At 74.0% G+C, this 16,758-nt stretch carries 15 protein-coding genes; 3 read left to right on the top strand and 12 right to left on the bottom strand.

The annotated features are described in order from the left end of the window. The 8 genes from DT057_RS36810 to DT057_RS14390 form a co-directional block, all read right to left on the bottom strand. Nucleotides 1-493 (bottom strand): YciI family protein (locus tag DT057_RS36810; protein WP_244937380.1); only part of this gene is annotated, 493 nt, incomplete at its 3' end. A gap of 12 nt (nt 494-505) precedes the next feature. Further along, the gene (locus DT057_RS14420) at nt 506-1,375 is read right to left on the bottom strand and encodes an NAD(P)-dependent oxidoreductase (RefSeq protein WP_128562799.1); all 870 of its coding nucleotides are present in this window, start codon (nt 1,373-1,375) and stop codon (nt 506-508) included. A 35-nt stretch (nt 1,376-1,410) separates the two neighbouring features. Continuing rightward, the gene (locus DT057_RS14415; protein WP_128562798.1) at nt 1,411-2,697 is read right to left on the bottom strand and encodes an MFS transporter; all 1,287 of its coding nucleotides are present in this window, start codon (nt 2,695-2,697) and stop codon (nt 1,411-1,413) included. A 122-nt stretch (nt 2,698-2,819) separates the two neighbouring features. After that, nucleotides 2,820-3,695 (bottom strand): intradiol ring-cleavage dioxygenase, encoded by an 876-nt coding sequence (locus DT057_RS14410; protein WP_128562797.1) that lies wholly within the window; start codon nt 3,693-3,695, stop codon nt 2,820-2,822. Nucleotides 3,696-3,813: 118 nt separating this feature from the next. Further along, nucleotides 3,814-4,875, bottom strand: coding sequence for a maleylacetate reductase (locus DT057_RS14405; RefSeq protein WP_238313678.1), 1,062 nt, complete (start codon nt 4,873-4,875; stop codon nt 3,814-3,816). Then, complete coding sequence (locus DT057_RS14400; RefSeq protein ID WP_128562795.1) at nt 4,872-5,189, bottom strand: Dabb family protein; 318 nt, start codon at nt 5,187-5,189, stop codon at nt 4,872-4,874. The genes DT057_RS14405 and DT057_RS14400 overlap by 4 nt, the downstream gene beginning before the upstream one ends. Before the next feature lie 173 nt (nt 5,190-5,362). Continuing rightward, nucleotides 5,363-6,301, bottom strand: a complete 939-nt coding sequence (locus tag DT057_RS14395) for a pirin family protein (RefSeq protein WP_128562794.1) — start codon at nt 6,299-6,301, stop codon at nt 5,363-5,365. Nucleotides 6,302-6,499: 198 nt separating this feature from the next. Beyond that, entirely contained in the window at nt 6,500-7,132 is a 633-nt protein-coding gene (locus DT057_RS14390) for an FMN-dependent NADH-azoreductase (RefSeq protein ID WP_128562793.1), read from the bottom strand. 154 nt (nt 7,133-7,286) lie between these two features. On the opposite strand from DT057_RS14390, the gene DT057_RS14385 reads away from it, so the two are divergent. Then, the gene (locus tag DT057_RS14385) at nt 7,287-7,691 is read left to right on the top strand and encodes a winged helix-turn-helix transcriptional regulator (protein ID WP_128562792.1); all 405 of its coding nucleotides are present in this window, start codon (nt 7,287-7,289) and stop codon (nt 7,689-7,691) included. Here the strand turns inward: DT057_RS14385 and DT057_RS14380 are convergent. Genes DT057_RS14380 through DT057_RS14370 form a run of 3 tightly spaced genes read right to left on the bottom strand, consistent with a single transcriptional unit; the run spans nt 7,648 to nt 13,765 of the window. Then, complete coding sequence (locus DT057_RS14380; protein ID WP_308220153.1) at nt 7,648-9,231, bottom strand: efflux transporter outer membrane subunit; 1,584 nt, start codon at nt 9,229-9,231, stop codon at nt 7,648-7,650. The two genes, DT057_RS14385 and DT057_RS14380, sit on opposite strands and share 44 nt — an antisense overlap. Before the next feature lie 51 nt (nt 9,232-9,282). Beyond that, complete coding sequence (locus tag DT057_RS14375; protein ID WP_128562790.1) at nt 9,283-12,423, bottom strand: efflux RND transporter permease subunit; 3,141 nt, start codon at nt 12,421-12,423, stop codon at nt 9,283-9,285. Nucleotides 12,424-12,448: 25 nt separating this feature from the next. Beyond that, a complete protein-coding gene (locus tag DT057_RS14370; protein ID WP_128562789.1) occupies nt 12,449-13,765 on the bottom strand; it encodes an efflux RND transporter periplasmic adaptor subunit in 1,317 nt (438 codons plus the stop codon). A 468-nt stretch (nt 13,766-14,233) separates the two neighbouring features. Here DT057_RS14370 and DT057_RS14365 point away from each other — a divergent pair, with 468 nt between their 5' ends. Together DT057_RS14365 and DT057_RS14360 are read left to right on the top strand one after the other, a co-directional pair. Further along, the gene (locus DT057_RS14365; protein WP_128562788.1) at nt 14,234-14,854 is read left to right on the top strand and encodes a ParB-like protein; all 621 of its coding nucleotides are present in this window, start codon (nt 14,234-14,236) and stop codon (nt 14,852-14,854) included. 98 nt (nt 14,855-14,952) lie between these two features. After that, nucleotides 14,953-15,198: a hypothetical protein gene (locus DT057_RS14360; RefSeq protein WP_128562787.1), complete on the top strand. Its 246-nt coding sequence runs from the start codon at nt 14,953-14,955 to the stop codon at nt 15,196-15,198. Nucleotides 15,199-15,224: 26 nt separating this feature from the next. Here the strand turns inward: DT057_RS14360 and DT057_RS14355 are convergent, their stop codons facing one another. Then, nucleotides 15,225-16,748, bottom strand: a complete 1,524-nt coding sequence (locus DT057_RS14355; protein WP_128562786.1) for a malonate--CoA ligase — start codon at nt 16,746-16,748, stop codon at nt 15,225-15,227. Between the last annotated feature and the right edge of the window lie 10 nt (nt 16,749-16,758).

Genomic DNA, 16,758 nt, shown 5'->3' with positions numbered 1-16,758 from the left:
GAGACCCCGGAGCGCCGCCGCGGCGGCGGCGCGTGAGACCCCGGAGCGCCGCCGCGATGGCGGCGCGCGAGACCGTCGATGCGTGCGGGCAGAGGGCGGCGCCCCCTGCCCGCGTGCCGGACCGCGCGGGCGCCCGGGACCCGACCGGGGCCGCGGCGAGCCGGCACCCGGGAAATCCGGGAGGCCAGCGCGCCTCCGCGCCGCCCCGCCGGTCCACCCGCTTGAGGAACGGGTGGATGCGCACCTCGGCCCAGATCCCCGCCGCCCGGAACGGGTCGGCGTGGTGGAACGCCTCGACGGCGGCGCGGTCCGGGGCCTCGAGCAGGAAGAGGCTGCCGATCATCGTGGCGCCGTCCTCGGCCAGGAGCGGGCCGGAGACCAGGGTCTCCACCGGGAGTGGCCCGGCGAGGTAGGCCTTGTGGGCCTCGTAGTGCGCGAGGCGGCGCTCCGCGGCGCCGGCATGGTCGAGGCAGTGGACGATGAAGTGGGGCATTGCCGGGTGTCCTCACGGTTCGCCGAGGCCGGCGCCGCGCTCGGCCTCGAGCACGGCGGCGAAGAAGTCGAGGGCGCCGAGATCCGCCTCCTGGCGCGCGTAGGCCGCCCGCACCAGGTCGGCCACCGGCATCGCGACCCCGACCGCCTCGCCCGCCGCGACGCACAGGCTCATGTCCTTGCGCATCTGGGCGACCGAGAAGGCCGGGGCGAAGTCGCGCCGGCGCAGGGGATCGAGCTTGTAGGCGATGAGGGGCGAGGCCGCGGCGGAGCTGCCCAGCACGTCGAGGATGGTGTCCCAGGCGACGCCGCCCCGGCGGGCGAGGGTCAGGGCCTCGGCGGCGACCTGCGCGGTCGAGCCGACGAAGTGGTTGACGGCGAGCTTGAGGTAGCGCGCCTCGGCACCCTCGCCGACGTGGTGGATCGCCCGGGCGAAGGTCGCCAGCGCGGGCCGGGCCTGCTCCAGGGCCGCGGCGGGCCCGGAGGCGAGCAGCGTCAGGGCCGCCGCCTCCGCGGTCGCGGTGCTGCCGGAGACCGGCGCGGCGAGGTAGAGGACGCCCCGCGCCTCGGCCTCCCGCCGCACCGCCTCGCAGGCCTGCGGCGAGACCGTGCTGGTGTCGACGAGCACCGCGCCCGGCCGCAGGCGCGCGAGGAGGCCGCCCTCGAGGACGACCGCGCGCAGGGCGCGGTCGTCGGGCAGGCTCGTGACGGCGAGCCCGGCGCCGTCCGCCGCCCCGGCGGCGTCCCGGGCCGGGCGGGCGCCCGGCACCAGGGCGAGGCGGGCCGGGTCGGTGTCCGCGAGGGCCACGTCGTGGCCGGCCGCCACGACGTGGCGGGCCATCGGGGCGCCGAGCTTGCCGGCGCCGATCCAGGCGATCCGCATGATCTCTCTCCCTTGCGTGGGTCGTTCCCGCGGGCTCACGCCGTCAGCACCTTGCCGCGGGTCTCGGGCAGCAGGAACGCCGCCACCGCCATGATCGCGTAGGCGCCGGCCGCGAACAGGCCGATCGCCTGGCCCAGCGGCATCGAGGCCGACATCACGCCGACGAGGGTCGGGAACAGGGCCCCGGTGGCGCGGCCGAAATTGTACGCGAAGCCCTGGCCGACGCCGCGCACCCGGGTCGGGAACTGCTCGGTGAAGAAGGCCCCCATGGCGCTGAACACGCCCGAGGCGAAGAACCCGAGGGGGAAGCCCAGCACCAGCATCACGGCATCGCCGAACGGCACCATGGTGTAGGTCAGCACCACCACGCCGGCCCCGACGGCGAAGACCAGGAAGGTGGCGCGCCGGCCGATCCGGTCCGCCAGGTAGGCGCCCGTGAGGTAGCCCATGAACGACCCGGCGATCAGCACGCACAGGTAGGCGCCGGAATTCACCACCGAGAGGCCGCGCTCCGTGCGCAGGAACGTCGGCAGCCACGTCGTCACGGCGAAGTAGCCGCCCTGCGCGCCGGTGCCCATGATGGCCCCGAGGAGCGTGGTCCGCAGGAGCGGGCCCCGGAAGATCTCGAGGAAGGACGGCTTGTCGCCGCTCGCGGCGATCTGCGCCTGCGAGGCCCGGTAGACCTCCGGCTCCTCGATGAAGCGGCGCAGCACGAACACCAGCAGGGCCGGGGCGACGCCGACGAAGAACAGCACGCGCCAGGCGGTCTCCGCCGGCAGGAGCGAGAAGAACAGCGTGTAGAGGAGCGCCGCCGCGCCCCAGCCGATGGCCCAGCCCGACTGCATGGTGCCGAGCGCCTTGCCGCGGTGCTCGGCCCGGATCGTCTCGCCGAGCAGCACCGCGCCGGCCGCCCACTCGCCGCCGAAGCCGAAGCCCATGAGCGCCCGGGCGACGAAGAGCTGGCCGAAGCTCTGCGCGAGCCCCGACAGGAAGGTGAAGACCGCGAACCACAGGATGGCGATCTGGAGCGTGCGCACCCGGCCGATGCGGTCGGCGAGGAAGCCCGCGAGCCAGCCGCCGAGGGCCGAGGTGAGCAGCGCCGCCGTGCCGAGCGCCCCGGCCTCGCCGCGGCTGACGCCCCAGGTGGCGATGAGCGTCGGGATGACGAAGCTGTAGAGCTGGACGTCCATGGCGTCGAGCGCCCAGCCCCCGACGCAGGCCCAGAGCGTGCGGCGCTCCTTTGGCGCCAGCTCCGAGATCCAGGTGGTCGGGCCCGTCGTCGGGACGGGCGCGACGGCGCCGCCCGTGGTCGTGTCGGTCATGGGGGTCGTCTCCTTCCGGGTGATGGATGCAGGCCCACGCCCGCGGCGCGGGTTCTCGCCTCGCCGGGGTGCGCGCCCCGGTCGTCGTTGCGGCCGCGAGGCCGGATCTCTCGGGTCGGGGTTCAGGCCCGCGGGGCGGCCGCCTTGAGGCCGAACCGGTAGTCGAGGTGCCGGTAGGGGGTCTCCATCCGGCGCCCGTCCGGGGCGGTGCCCGCCGGCGCGTCGGCGAAGGGGGCGATCAGGGAAGTCTTCACCCCGAACACCGCGTCCGAGTCGAGGTAGGGGCTGTCCTGCGCGAAGACGTGGGTCACCAGCGTCTCGTGGCCCGGGGCGGCGATCATGAAGTGCACGTGGGCCGGGCGGTTCGGGTGGCGGTTCGTCGCCGCCAGCATCTCGCCCACCGGCCCGTCGGCGGGGATCGGGTAGTGCTTCGGGTTGATCGACCAGAAGTGGAAGCGTCCGGCCGCGTCGGCGCGGAACCGCGCCCGGCCGGCGAGCCCGCCCAGGGCCTCGAGCTGCTGCACGTCGTAGTGCCCGTCGTCGTCCGCGTGCCAGACGTCCACGACGGCGCCCGGCAGGGGCGCGCCGTCGGCGCCCGCGACCGTCCCGGTGACGAGGAGGGGCTCCCCGGCGAGGCCGCCCGCGATGTCGGCCCCGTTCGGGTGCTCGGGCGCCGCCTCGACGTAGAACGGCCCGAGCACCGTCGTCTCGGTGGTGCCCTCGGGCATGCGGTGGTTGATCGCGTCGACGAGCATCGACACCCCGAGTGTGTCCGACAGGAGGATGAACTCCTGGCGGTGCGCGTCGCAGATCTGGCCCGTGCGGGTCAGGAACTCGATCCCGGCGCGCCACTCGGCGAAGCTCGGCTCGACCTCCCGCACGAACGCGTGCAGGTGCGTGACGAGGCTCGTCACGAGCTGCTTGAGGCGCGGATCGGGCGTGTCGGCGAAGCGCTCGATCACCGCGCGGGTGATGCTGAACTCGTCGGCGTCGCGCATGGTATCTCCTCCCGGTTCGTGGTGTCTCGGTCGGGGCCGTCCGGCACGCCCGCGGGCGGCCCGCCCCCGCCCGGGCCGCCCGCCGTGGCCCGGACCCGGCCGGGCCGCGTCTCGATCCTCAAATCGGCCGCCGGCCCTGCCAGGCCTCGCCGAGGAGCCGCCGGATGGCGTCGCGCGCCACCGGCCGCGGGTTCGGGTAGGGCCTGGCGGCGGCGATCTCCGCCGCGCGGTCGAGGTCGGCCTCGCGCAGGCCGAGGGCCGCGAGGGCGGTCGGGGCCCCGAGCCCCCGGGCCAGGTCGTGGAGCCCGCCCGCCGCGTCCCGCGTGCCGAGCGCCCGGGCGACCCGTGCCACGGCGTCGGGCGCGGCCTCGGCGTTGTAGGCGGTGGCGTGCGGGAGCACGACGCAGTGGGTCTCGGCGTGCGGCAGCCCGAAGCTGCCGCCGAGGACGTGGCAGAGCTTGTGGTGCAGGGCCATCTCGACGGCCCCGAGGCAGGTGCCGCAGAGCCAGGCGCCGTAGAGCGCGTCGGAGCGCGCCGCGCGGTCGCCCCCGTCGGCGGCGAGGCGCGGCAGGGCGCCCGCCATCGCCCTGATGCCCTCCTCGGCCATCAGGCCGATCACCGGGTTGCCGTCCCGCGCGTAGAGCGCCTCGACCGCGTGCGCGATGGCGTTCATGCCGCTCGTCACCGTGAGGGCCACCGGCAGCGACAGCGTCAGGTCGACGTCGTAGATCACCGTCTCGGGCCGGATCGCCTCTGCGCGCTCGGTGGTCTTCAGCCCGTCCTCGGTCTGGCCGAGGATCGGCGTCATCTCCGAGCCCGCGTAGGTCGTCGGCACCACGATCTGGTCGAGACCGGTGCGCAGCGCGACGGCCTTGCCGAGCCCCGTCGTCGAGCCGCCCCCGACCGCGACCGTGCAATCGGCCCCGAGGGCCCGCACGCGCTCGACCGCCGCCGCCGTGACGGCGACCGGGGTGTGCATGGCGGCCTCGCTGAACGATCCGGCCGCGAGGCCGCCCAGGGCGGCGGCGAGGGCCTCGGCCTCGCCGCGCTGGTGCGGGGTCGACAGGACGAGCGCCCGGCGGCGGCCGAGGCGCTCGATCTCCCCGGGCAGCGCCGCCAGGGTGCCGCTGCCGAAGATCACCCGCGTGGGCGCCGCATTGTACACGAAGGCGTCCATCACAGGCCTCCCGCGGCGCCGACCGGGTAGTCCACCTGGTGCCGGCCGACCCGCAGCCCCTCGATCTCGGAGCGCACCCGCTGGTGCTCGGGATGCGCGCCGTAGCGCGCCAGGGAATCCGGCGTGTCGAACTCGCTGTAGAGGACGACGTCGCAGGCGTAGTCGATGCGGCTGACGTCGACCCCGACCTCGAGGTGCAGGAGGCCCGGGATCCGGCCGCGCAGGCTCTCGAACGCGTCCCGGATGCGGCCGGCGTTGAGGGCCTTCTCGTGGGGCGTGCCGCCGGCGACCGTCCACATGACGATGTGCTTGATCATCGATCGCCGTCCCTCCCGCGCCGAGGCCCTTGCCGGTCTCCCCTCGCGCCGTCCCAGCGTGATAGCTCTTGCGAATCGAGGCGATAAGTCGCGGCGGGCGGGCAACAGCTTTCCGGCTGGCGGAAAAATGCCGGCCCGCCGGGACGCCGCGGGGCGGTCCCGGCGGGCCCGAATCAGGTCGCGGCCCGCACCCGGACCGGCTCCGGCAGCGGGATGAACTCGGTCTCGCCCGGCACGCTGTCGAAGCGGGCTGCCTTCCAGTCGGCCTTGGCCTGCTCGATGCGCTCCGGGCGCGAGGAGACGAAGTTCCACCAGACGTGGCGCGGCCCGTCCATCGGCTCGCCGCCCAGCACCATGAAGCGCGCGGCCTCGCGGGCCCGCACGGTGATGCGGTCGCCCGGCCGGAAGACCAGGAGCTGCCCCGGCCCGAAGCCGTCGCCCGCGATCTCGATCGCGCCCGACACCGTGAAGAGCGCCCGCTCGTCGTAATCGGGGTCGAGGGGCAGGCTCGCCCCGGCCTCGAGCTGCACGTCGGCGTAGACGAGGGGGCTCGACGTCGCGACCGGCGAGCGCGCCCCGAACCCTTCGCCGGCGATCAGCCGGACGGTCTTGCCCTCGCCCGCGAGGATCGGGAGCGCGTCGGCATCGTAGTGCACGAAGCCCGGGTCGCGCTCCTCGTCCCGGGCCGAGAGCGCCACCCAGGCCTGGATGCCGAACAGGCGCGACCCGGTCCGGCGCAGGCCGGCCGCGGTCCGCTCCGAGTGGGTGATGCCGCGCCCGGCCGTCATCCAGTTGAGCTCGCCGGGGCGGATCGGCAGGTCCGTCCCCAGGCTGTCGCGGTGCATGATCTCGCCGTCGAACAGGTAGGTGACGGTCGAGAGGCCGATATGCGGGTGGGGCCGCACGTCCATCCCCTGCCCGAGCAGGAACTCCGCCGGTCCCATCTGGTCGAAGAAGATGAACGGCCCGACCATCTGCCGCTGGGCCGAGGGCAGCGCCCGCCGGACCTCGAACGAGCCGATGTCGCGGGCCCGCGGCACGATCAGGGTCTCGATCGCCTCGCAGCTCAGGGGATGGCCCGGGATCGGGTCCTCGGCACCGTGCCAGCTCATGGGGTTCCTCCTCGTGTGACGTCGGCCTCGCCCCGGCGCCGGCGCATCCCGGCGGCGCGCCCGCGCCGGGGCGGCCGCGAGCCTATCCCGGCCCGGCCGGCGGCGCTGCCTGAAAGCGGGCCCCCGCCGCCGGGATCGTGGCGCCGCCGCGGCGGGCCCTCGAGCGCGGCGCCGAGGGTTCAGGTCCGGTGATCGCCCTCAGGCCGCGGCGCCCGCGCGCTCGCGCGCCACGAGGTCGGTGATCGCGGCCTCGGCCCGGGCCAGGCTCGCGTCGCGGCCCTCGGGGCTCAGGCCCAGCCCTTCCGCGACGATCGCCGTCACGTCGGTGATGCCGACGAAGCCCAGGAGCGAGCGCAGGTACGGCTCCTGGTGGTTGCGCGCGAGCCCCGAGCCCTCGGAGTAGAGCCCGCCGCGGGTCATCACCAGGATCGCCCGCCGGCCCCCGAGCAGGCCCTGCGGGCCCTCCGGCGTGTAGCGGAAGCTGCGGCCCGCCCGGAGCACGTGGTCGAACCAGCCCTTGAGCGGCGTCGAGAGGCTGAAATTGTACATCGGCGAGCCGATCACCAGCACGTCGGCGGCCTCGACCTCGTCGAGGAGCGCGTCGGAGACGCGGCGGACCTCGGCCTGCGCCGGGCTCGCGGTCTCGCCCCGCCGCAGGGCCGCGACGCCGTCCTCGCCGAGGTGCGGGACCGGGTGCGCGCCGAGGTCGCGCGCCACGACGGCGAGGCCCGGATCCGCCTGGCGCCAGGCGCGCACGAGGGCGCCGGTGAGCCGGCGCGAGGCCGAGGCCTCGCCGGAGGCCGAGCTGTCGATGTGGAGGAGGCGGGTCATGGCGGTCGTCCCTGCGCCGGTCGCCCCGGCGGACATCCAGATAGGAAGCTGCTTCCTAAAAGGAAGTGCACTGGCGCACAAGCCCCGGCGGCGATCGCCCGGGCCGGGCCGCCCGCGCCTTGGAGCGGCGGCGCGGGGCGCTATCTCCAGGACCATGGCCCCCCGCCTGTCGCCCCATCTCTGCCCGCGCTACCAGCGCGCCCTCGACCTCCTCGGCAAGCGCTGGAACGGGCTGATCCTGCGCGTCCTCTCCGGCGGGCCGCTGCGCTTCGGCGAACTGGCGCAGCGGCTCGAGGTCGTCGGCGACCGCATCCTGGCCGAGCGGCTCAAGGAGCTCGAGGCCGAGGGCCTGGTCACGCGCCGCGTCGTGCCCTCGACGCCCGTGCGGGTCGCCTACGCGCTGACCGAGAAGGGGCAGTCCCTCGCGCCGATCATGGCCTCGATCGAGGTCTGGGCCGACCGCTGGATGTCGGCCGCGGCCGCGGCGCCGGCCGGCCCGGACGACGCGCCCGCCCTCACAGGAACGGCGCGGGATCGGCCGGCTCGCGGGCCGGCCTGACGTCCTGGCGGTTCCACCAGCCGCCGCCGAGGGCCTGGAACAGGGCGGCGGTGTCGGCGTACTGGTTGGCCTGGGCCTGGCTCTGGCTCACCAGGGCCTGCAGGTAGGCGGATTGCGTGATCAGCAGGGAGGCGCTGCTGACGGCCCCGAGCGAGAACTGCTTGCGCACGAGCTCGACGCTCTGCTGGCTCGCCGTCAGGGCCGCGCCGGCCGCCGCCACGGCGCGGGCGTCGGCCTGCAGCGCCCGCAGGGCGTCGGCGACGTTCTGGAAGGCGGTGATCACGGTGGCGCGGTACTGCGCCTGGGCCTGGACCAGCCCCTCCTCGGCGGCGCGCTGGCGGCGGAACAGCGTGCCGGCGTCGAACAGGGGCTGGGCCACCGCCCCCGCCACCGTCCACAGGCTCGCCGCCGGGTTGAGGAGGTTCGCGAAGTTCGTGGCGCTGGCGCCCGCCACGCCCGAGAGCGTGAATTGCGGCAGGCGGGCCGCCACCGCGACGCCGACCTGCGCGCTCGCCGCGTGCACGGCGGCCTCGGCGGCCTTCACGTCGGGGCGCTGCTGGATCAGGCGCGAGGGCAGGCTGACCGGCAGGGTGCGGGGCAGGTGCAGCGCGGAGAGGGTGAAGGTCTGGCTCACCTCCTCGCTCGGGAGGCGGCCCACGAGCGCCGTCAGGAGGTTGCGCTGCTGCGCCAGCGCCCGCTGGAGCGGCGGCAGCAGCTGCTGGGACTGGGCGAGCAGGGCCGATTGCTGCACCACGTCGGCGCCCGCCACCTGCCCGGCATTCGACTGCTTGGTGATCAGGGTGAGGAGGTCGGTCTGGGCCTGGATCACCTTCTCGGTGGCGGCGATCTGGCCCCGCAGGGCCGCCTCCTGGATCGCCGCCGCCACCACGTTGGCGGTCAGGCTGAGGTAGGCCGCCTCCAGCTGCCAGCGCTGGACCTCGGTCTGGGCCTCGAGCGATTCGAGCGCCCGCCGCGTGCCCCCGAACACGTCGGGCACGAAGCTCACGGTCACCTGCGGGGTGACGAGGCTGTAGGTGAGCGAGTTGTCGTTCAGCGGCGATTGCAGGTCCCCGCCCGGCGCCTTGTTGGCGGAGGCCTGGCCGCCGAAGGCGACCTGGGGGAAGAGCGCGCCGCGCTGCGCCTCGGCGTTGGCCCGCGCGGCGCGCAGGGAGGCCTGGGCCGCCTCGAGGGTCGGGTTGCGCGCGAGCGCCTCGGTGACGAGGCTGGTGAGGGCCTTGGAGCGGAACAGCGTCCACCAGGCGCCCGGGACGTCGAGGCCGGGCGCGAAGGTCTGGCGCACGGCGCCGCCCTCGCGGGCGCCCGCGGGCACCTCCGGGTCGCGCAGGGGCTCGCGGGTGTAGCGCCCGACGGGCGGCGGGGCGGCGCCCCGGAAGTCGGGCCCGACCATGCAGGCGGAGACCGAGGCGAGCAGGAGCGCGGCCGCCAGGGCCCTGACCGCGGCCCGGGGGCGGGCGGCCAGGGCCGCGGCCCGGCCGCGCGGGCGGGTGTCGGTCGGTCGACGGGGGGAGAGGGCGGGCACCGGTCTGTCGGCGAGAGGGGGCGCGGGCGCGCGGCGTCCGGGCTGCATAGCCTATTCGGCCGGCTCGGGCTGTCGCGCGGGGGCGACAGGCGCCGTGCGGACGCGGTGGCGCGAGAAGGCCGCGATCAGGACCGGCAGCACCACCAGGATCAGGATCGGGGCGAGCAGGATGCCGCCGACCACGACGAGCGCGAGCGGCTTCTGCACCTGCGAGCCGATGCCCGTGGAGATCGCCGCCGGCAGCAGGCCGACGCAGGCGGCGACGCAGGTCATCATCACGGGCCGCATGCGCACGTCGGCGGCGTGCCGGATCGCCTGAGCCCGGGCCCAGCCCTGGTCGAGGAGCTGGTTGCAGTAGGAGAGCAGGATCACGCCCTCCATGGTGGAGATGCCGAACAGCGCGATGAAGCCGATCGCGGCCGAGACCGAGAACGCCGTGCCGGTGACGACGAGGGCGAAGATGCCGCCGATGAGCGCCATCGGGATCACGCTGAGGGTCAGGAGCGTGTCGGTGAGCGAGGCGAAGTTGACGTAGAGCAGGAGCGCGATCAGCGCGATGGTGAGCGGCACCACGAGCTTCAGCCGCTCGATCGCGCCCTGGAGGTTGCTGAACTCGCCGACCCACTCGAGGTGGTAGCCCGCCGGCATCTGCACGGCCTCGGCGACGCGGGCCTGCGCCTCCAGCACGGCGCTGCCGAGGTCGCGCCCGCGCACGCTGAACTTCACCGGGATGTAGCGCTCCTGGTTCTCCCGGTAGATGAAGGCGGCGCCCGAGACGAGCTCGACCCGCGCGATCTCGGTGAGCGGGACCTGCACGACGCCGCCGTTCGGGGTGGCGGCCCCCACCGTGATGTTGCGGATGGTCTCGAGGGAGCGGCGGTACTCGGGCGCGAGCCGCACCCGCATGGGGAAGTGCCGGTCGCTGCCGTACTCGTAGAGGTCGCCCGCGGTCTGGCCGCCGATCGCGGCCTGGAGCGTGGTGGCGATGTCGCCCGGCGTCAGGCCGTAGCGCGCCGCCCGGGCGCGGTCGATGTCGATGCGCACCGTGGGCTGGCCCAGGGAGGTGAAGACCGCGAGGTCCGTCACGCCCGGCACGGTGGCGAGGGCGGCCTTGATGTCGTCGGCGGTGCGGGCGAGCTCGGCGAGGTCGGTGCCGTAGATCTTGACCGAGTTCTCGCCCTTCACGCCCGAGGCGGCCTCCTGGACGTTGTCCTGGATGTACTGCGAGAAGTTGAACTCGACGCCCGGCAGCTCGGCCGCGAGGCGCGCCGACATCGCGTCGACGAGCTTCTCCTTGGTCATGCCGGGGCGCCACTCGTCGGCGGGCTTCAGGGGCGCCAGGATCTCGACGTTGAAGAAGCCCGTGGCGTCGGTGCCGTCGTCGGGCCGGCCCTGGTGCGACACCACCGTGGTCACCTCCGGGTAGGAGCCGATCAGGGCGCGTATGCGCTCGACGTAGGGGTTGCCGGCCTCGAGGGAGATCGAGGCCGGCATGGTGGCCCGGATCCAGAGGTTGCCCTCCTCGAGCTTGGGCAGGAACTCGAGGCCGAGGGAGCGGATGCCGACGCCCGTCGCCCCGAGCACCGCGAGCGTCGCCAGGACGGTCAGGACCCGGTTCGCCTGCGTGAAGCGCTGGAGCGGCCGGAACATGGCCCGCAGCCCCTTGACCACGAAGGTGTCGCGCTCCTCCACGTGGTTGGGCAGGATGATGGCGCTCAGGGCCGGCGACACCGTGTAGGTGGCGAGCAGGCCCCCGATCAGCGCGTACGCGTAGGTCTTGGCCATCGGGCCGAAGATGTGGCCCTCGACCCCCGTCAGGGTGAAGAGCGGCAGGAAGCCCACGATGATGATCGAGGCGGAGAAGAAGATCGCCCGGTTGACCTCGTGGGCGGCGGTCGCCACCAGCCGGAGCTTGACCGCGCCGCCGCGCGGGCCCGTGCCCTGGTGCTCGGCGAGGTGGCGGAAGATGTTCTCCACCATGATCACCGTGGCGTCGACGATCAGGCCGAAATCGATCGCGCCGAGCGACAGGAGGTTCGCCGAGTCGCCCCGCGCCACCATGATGGTGATGGCGAAGCCGAGGGCGAACGGGATCGTGGCCGCCACGATGATGGCGCTCTTCAGGCTGCCGAGGAACAGCCACTGCACCAGGAACACCAGCACGACGCCGAACACCAGGTTGTGCAGCACCGTGTGGGTGGTGGTGTGGATGAGGGCGCTGCGGTCGTAGATCGGCACGATCTGGACGCCCGGCGGCAGGATGCCGCTGCCGTTGATCTTGTCGATCTCCGCCTCGACCCGCCGGATCGTGGGCAGGCTCTGCCCGCCGCGGCGCAGCAGCACGATGCCCTCGACGATGTCGCCGTCGCGGTCGTGGCCGACGATGCCGAGGCGGGGCGCGTTGCTGACCTGCACCTCCGCCACGTCCCGGATCAGCACCGGCACCCCGCCCACCTGCGTCAGCATGGTGTTGCGGATGTCCTCCACGTCCCGGATCAGCCCGATGCCCCGCACCACCGCCGATTGCTCGCCGACGTTGAGGGTCTGGCCGCCCACGTTGGTGCTCGAGTTGTTGAGGGCGCTGACGAGCTGCACCAGGGTCAGCCCCTGGGCCTGGAGCTTGCGCAGGTCGACCGCGACCTCGAACTCCTTGGTCTTGCCGCCGAAGGCCGTGACGTCGACGACGCCCGGGATCGCCTTGAAGCGGCGCTGGAGCACCCAGTCCTGCAGGGTCTTGAGGTCTGTGGTGGAGAAGCCCTCCGGCCCCACCACCTTGTAGCGCATGATCTCGCCGATCGGGCTCGTCGGGGAGATCTGCGGCTGGGCGTTGCCCGGCAGGGGCGCGAGCTGCGAGAGCCGGTTGAGGACCCGCTGGAGCGCCTCGTAGTAGGTGAAGTCGTAGGTGAACTGGATCTTCACGTCCGAGAGGCCGAACACCGAGATGGTGCGCACCACGGTGGCGTTCGGGATGCCGGCGAGCTGCACCTCGAGCGGGATCGTGATGTAGCGCTCGATCTCCTCGGCCGACTGGCCGGAGCTCTGCGTGATCACGTCGACGAGGGGCGGCACCGGGTCCGGGTAGGCCTCGATGTTGAGCTGGCGGAAGCTGCCGTAGCCGATGGCGAGCACCGCCGCGAAGAGCAGCACCACCAGCACCCGCTGGCGCAGGGCGAAGTCGATCAGGCGGTTCATGGCGCGGCGCGGTCCGGTGCGGGCGTCACGACGGCTTGTCGCCCGTGGCGGCGCGGTCGATGAACAGGCTGCCGCGGGTCACGACCCGGTCGCCCGCCGCCAGCCCCTCGACGACCTGCACGACCCCGCCGCCGGTGAGGCCGAGGCGGACCCGGCGGGCCTCGATGGCGCCGTCCGGCCGCTCGACCCAGACGTGCGCCCGGGCGCCCTCGTAGACCACCGCCGAGGCCGGCACCGCCGGGGCGCGCTCGTCGCGCCCGGTCAGGATCGTGAAGGTCGCGAACATCTCGGGCTTGAGCAGGCCCTCGGCGTTGTCGACCTCGGCCCGCACCGGCAGGCGCCGGGTCGCCGGGTCGAAGGCCGCCGCCATGTAGGCGATGCGGGCCTTGAACACCCGGTCGGGGAAGCCGAGGACGTGGGCTTCGAGCTCCTGCCCGACCCGGATCCGCGGCGCCTCGCTCTCGCGCACGTTGGCGACGAGCCAGACGGTCGAGAGGTCGCCGATGATGAAGGCCGCGTCGCTGCCGGAGGCCAGGTACTGGCCGACCCCGACCTTGCGCTGGACGATGGTGCCGGCGATCGGCGCCCGGATCTCGGTCTCCGGGCTCATCGTGCCGCTCCGCGCGAAGGCGTCGATCTCGGCGTCGGACTTGCCGAGGATGCGCAGGCGGTTGCGCACCGCCTGGAGGCTCGCCTCCGCCGAGCGCTGGTCGCTCGTCGCCGCGATGACGTCGTTCTGGGCCTGCTGCCAGTCCTTCAGGGCCACGGCCTTGGCCTGGTAGAGCTCCTGGAGGCGGGCCGCCACGGTCTGGTTGAGCTTGAGCAGGGCCGCGGCCTTGGCGAGCGCGTTGAGGGCGGCCTGGTAGTCGTTCTCGGCCTGCACCATGTCGGCGGCCTCGATGGTGAACAGGACGTCCCTGGCCTTGACCTGCTCCCCGGCCCGCACGTTCACCCGGGTGACGCGGCCCGCGTAGGGCGTGTAGACCGGGACGTTGTCGTCCTCGTTGACGGTGATGCGCCCCTCCGCGAACCCCTCGGGCCGGAACTCGCGGGCCTCGACCGTCTCGATCACGAAGCCGGCCCGCTGCTGCTTCGTCGGGCGAAAGACGCGCTCGCGGCCCGCGTCGGGGGCGGCCGGCGCCTCCGGGGCGGGGCCGCCCGCCTCCCCCAGGAGGGCGGCGAGGCGGTCGCGCAGCGGCGCGAGGACGGACCCGTACCCGGCGAGCAGCGCGGCGCCGGCGCCGGCGGCGAGGAGCACGAGCACGAGCACGAGCAGCAGCGCGCCGCGCCCGCGCCGCCGCCGCGTCGTCGCCTCCGAGACCAGGGGGTTGTTGGTGTCCATGCCGCGACCGACCGCCTATCGAACCAGGATCGCCGGGCCCCGAGCAAGCCCGGGTCCCGCGCCGCCGGCGCGGCGCGCCGGGCCCGCCGCGGGAGCGTTCGCCTCTCTGACCCGACCCTGCGTCAATTCCGTGACGCCGCTCGCTCCGCCGCGCAAGGCCATCGCGCCTCTCCTCGGGTCCCCGGCGGCCGCTCCCGGCTCCGCCGGACCGGCGGTGTCTTGATGAGCAAAGCCGAGGCGAGTCAAGGCGGTGCGATGGTCGGCGGGCCGGCGCCGCCCCCCGATACTCACCGAAATCCGGCGCTCGGCAAGGTTTTAGCGGCCCGTGCCGGGGCTGGTCTTAGGCCGTCCGGTCCGAGGCGGCGCCGCCGTGCTAGGCCGGACGGCCTCGGCCGCCGGCCGGCGCCTTGACGCTGACGGCCCCGGCGCCCGAGGCTCGGGGATCCTGCCCCAACCGCCGAGCCTCGCATGACCGTCCGGGAGCCCCTTCTCCATTCCGTCCCGATCGCCGAGCTCAGGCCGACCCAGATGACGGTCGGCTACCGGGAGGTCGAGGCGAAGCGCCGGCATTGGCGCCGGATCCCGGACGCGGAGCGCGCGGCGTTCCTCGGCTCCCACATGATCCCGGTCCTGCTCGGGCCGAAGAAGCGCCGCTACGTCATCGATCACCACCACCTCGCCCGGGCCCTGGCGGAGGAGGGGGTGGAGCACGTCCTCACCACGGTGGTGGCCGACCTGCACGCCCTCGACAAGGACGCGTTCTGGGTCGTGGCCGACCACCGCGCCTGGGTCCATCCCTACGACCCGGAGGGGGTGCGGCGCGGCATCGGCGACCTGCCCAAGCGCATCGGGGACCTCGCCGACGATCCCTTCCGCAGCCTCGCGGGCGAGTTGCGCCGGGCCGGGGGCTTCGCCAAGGACACGACGCCGTTCAGCGAGTTCCTGTGGGCGGACTTCCTGCGCCGGCGCATCAAGCGCAAGTCCGTCGAGGGCGATTTCTCCGCCGCCCTCGAGGAGGCCCTGTCCCTCGCGCGGGGAAAGGAGGCCGGCTACCTGCCGGGCTGGTGCGGCCCGCTCGGCGACGCCTGACATACTGGCGTATAGATTGCGGTCGCGGCGTCCCGGTTCATAATGTCGGCGTCCGGCGCAGAGGCCTGCGCCCGGGAACCAGGCCGGGAGTGCCCGCGATGTTCGAAACCCTGCTGAAGAGCATCGGCGGCGACCGGATGGACAACGAGACGCACTTCTACAAGTTCGTGCCCAAGCCCGACATCACGGCCTACGAGCTGGCGCTGATCCTGCGGCGCTTCGGCTCCCTCTCGGGCGGCACCCCGCCGATGCACGGCGTGGTGCTGATGCCCTGGGAGACGCTGGAGCCGGATTACGAGCGGCATTTCGCGCTCGCGCCGCACGGGATGTTCCAGGGCGGCTGAGGGGGCGCGGCCGCCCCCGGCCGCCGTCAGACGCCGTACAGGTCCTTGTGGGCGTCCCGCAGCAGGTTCTTCTGCACCTTGCCCATGGTGTTGCGGGGCAGCTCGTCAACGAAGAGCACGCGCTTGGGCAGCTTGAACTTGGCGAGCCGGGCCTGGAGGGCGCCCAGGATCTCGGCCTCGCTCGGGCGGGCGTCCCCGCGGGGCACCACCACGGCGGTGACGCCCTCCCCGAAATCCCGGTGGGCGAGCCCGATCACCGCCGATTCGAGCACCCCCGGCAGCCCGTCGATCTCGGCCTCGACCTCCTTGGGGTAGACGTTGTAGCCGCCCGTGATGATGAGGTCCTTGCCGCGCCCGACGATGTGGACGTAGCCGCGCGCGTCCACCTTGCCGAGGTCGCCCGTGATGAAGAAGCCGTCGGCCTTGAACTCGGCCGCGGTCTTCTCCGGCATGCGCCAGTAGCCCTTGAACACGTTCGGGCCGCGCACCTCGATCATCCCGACCGCGTCCGTGCCGAGAGGCTCTCCGCTCTCCGGATCGACCACCCGCAGGGAGACACCCGGCAGCGGGAACCCGACCGTGCCGGCGACCCGGTCCCCGTCGTAGGGGTTCGAGGTGCTCATGTTGGTCTCGGTCATGCCGTAGCGCTCGAGGATCGGGTGGCCGGTGCGGTCCTGCCAGGCGCGGTGGGTCTCGGCGAGGAGCGGCGCCGAGCCGGAGACGAACAGGCGCATGCCGCGGGCGGCCTCCCGCGTCAGGCCGGGCTCCTTGAGCAGGCGGGTGTAGAAGGTCGGCACGCCCATGAGGGCGCTGGCCCGCCCCATCAGGGACAGGATCAGGGGCGCGTCGAGCCTGGGCAGAAAGATCATGGCGGCGCCCGCCATCAGCACCGTGTTGGTGGCGACGAAGAGCCCGTGGGTGTGGAACACTGGCAGCGCGTGGATCAGGACGTCGTCGGCGGTGAAGCGCCAGTACGCGACGAGGGTGAGCGCGTTCGAGGCCAGGTTGTCGTGGGTCAGCATCGCGCCCTTCGAGCGGCCCGTGGTGCCCGAGGTGTAGAGGATCGCCGCGAGGTCGTCGCCCGCCCGGGCGACGTCGGCGAAGTCGCCCGTCTGGCCGGCCGCCTCCGCCGCCAGGGTGCCCTCGCCGGCCGCGTCGAGGGTGCCGACCTGCGCCACCCCGGCGCTCGAGGCCACCGACCGGAGCTCCCCGGCCCGCGCCGGGTCGCAGACGAACAGCGCCGGCTCGGCGTCGCCCAGGAAGTAGGCGATCTCGGCCGGGGTGTAGGCGGTGTTGAGGGGCAGGAAGACGGCGCCCGCCCGCACGCAGCCGAGGTAGAGCGCGATCACGGCCGGGCTCTTCTCGACCTGCACGGCGACCCGGTCCCCCGGCCTCACCCCGAGGCCCGCGAGCGCGGCGGCGTAGCGGCCCGAGGCGGCGACGAGGTCGGCGTAGCTCCAGCGCAGGCCCTCCGGCGTCTCGAGGAAGAGGCGCCCGGCCGGGTCGGCGGGCAGGCGGGAGCGGACGAGGTCGAAGAAGTGGTTGGACATGGGGTCGGGC

This window comes from Methylobacterium crusticola, from assembly GCF_003574465.1.
In the GTDB taxonomy this organism is placed as follows: Bacteria; Pseudomonadota; Alphaproteobacteria; order Rhizobiales; family Beijerinckiaceae; genus Methylobacterium; species Methylobacterium crusticola.
Note: the sequence above shows the minus strand (reverse complement) of the source record. Positions and strands in the feature narration are given on the sequence as shown.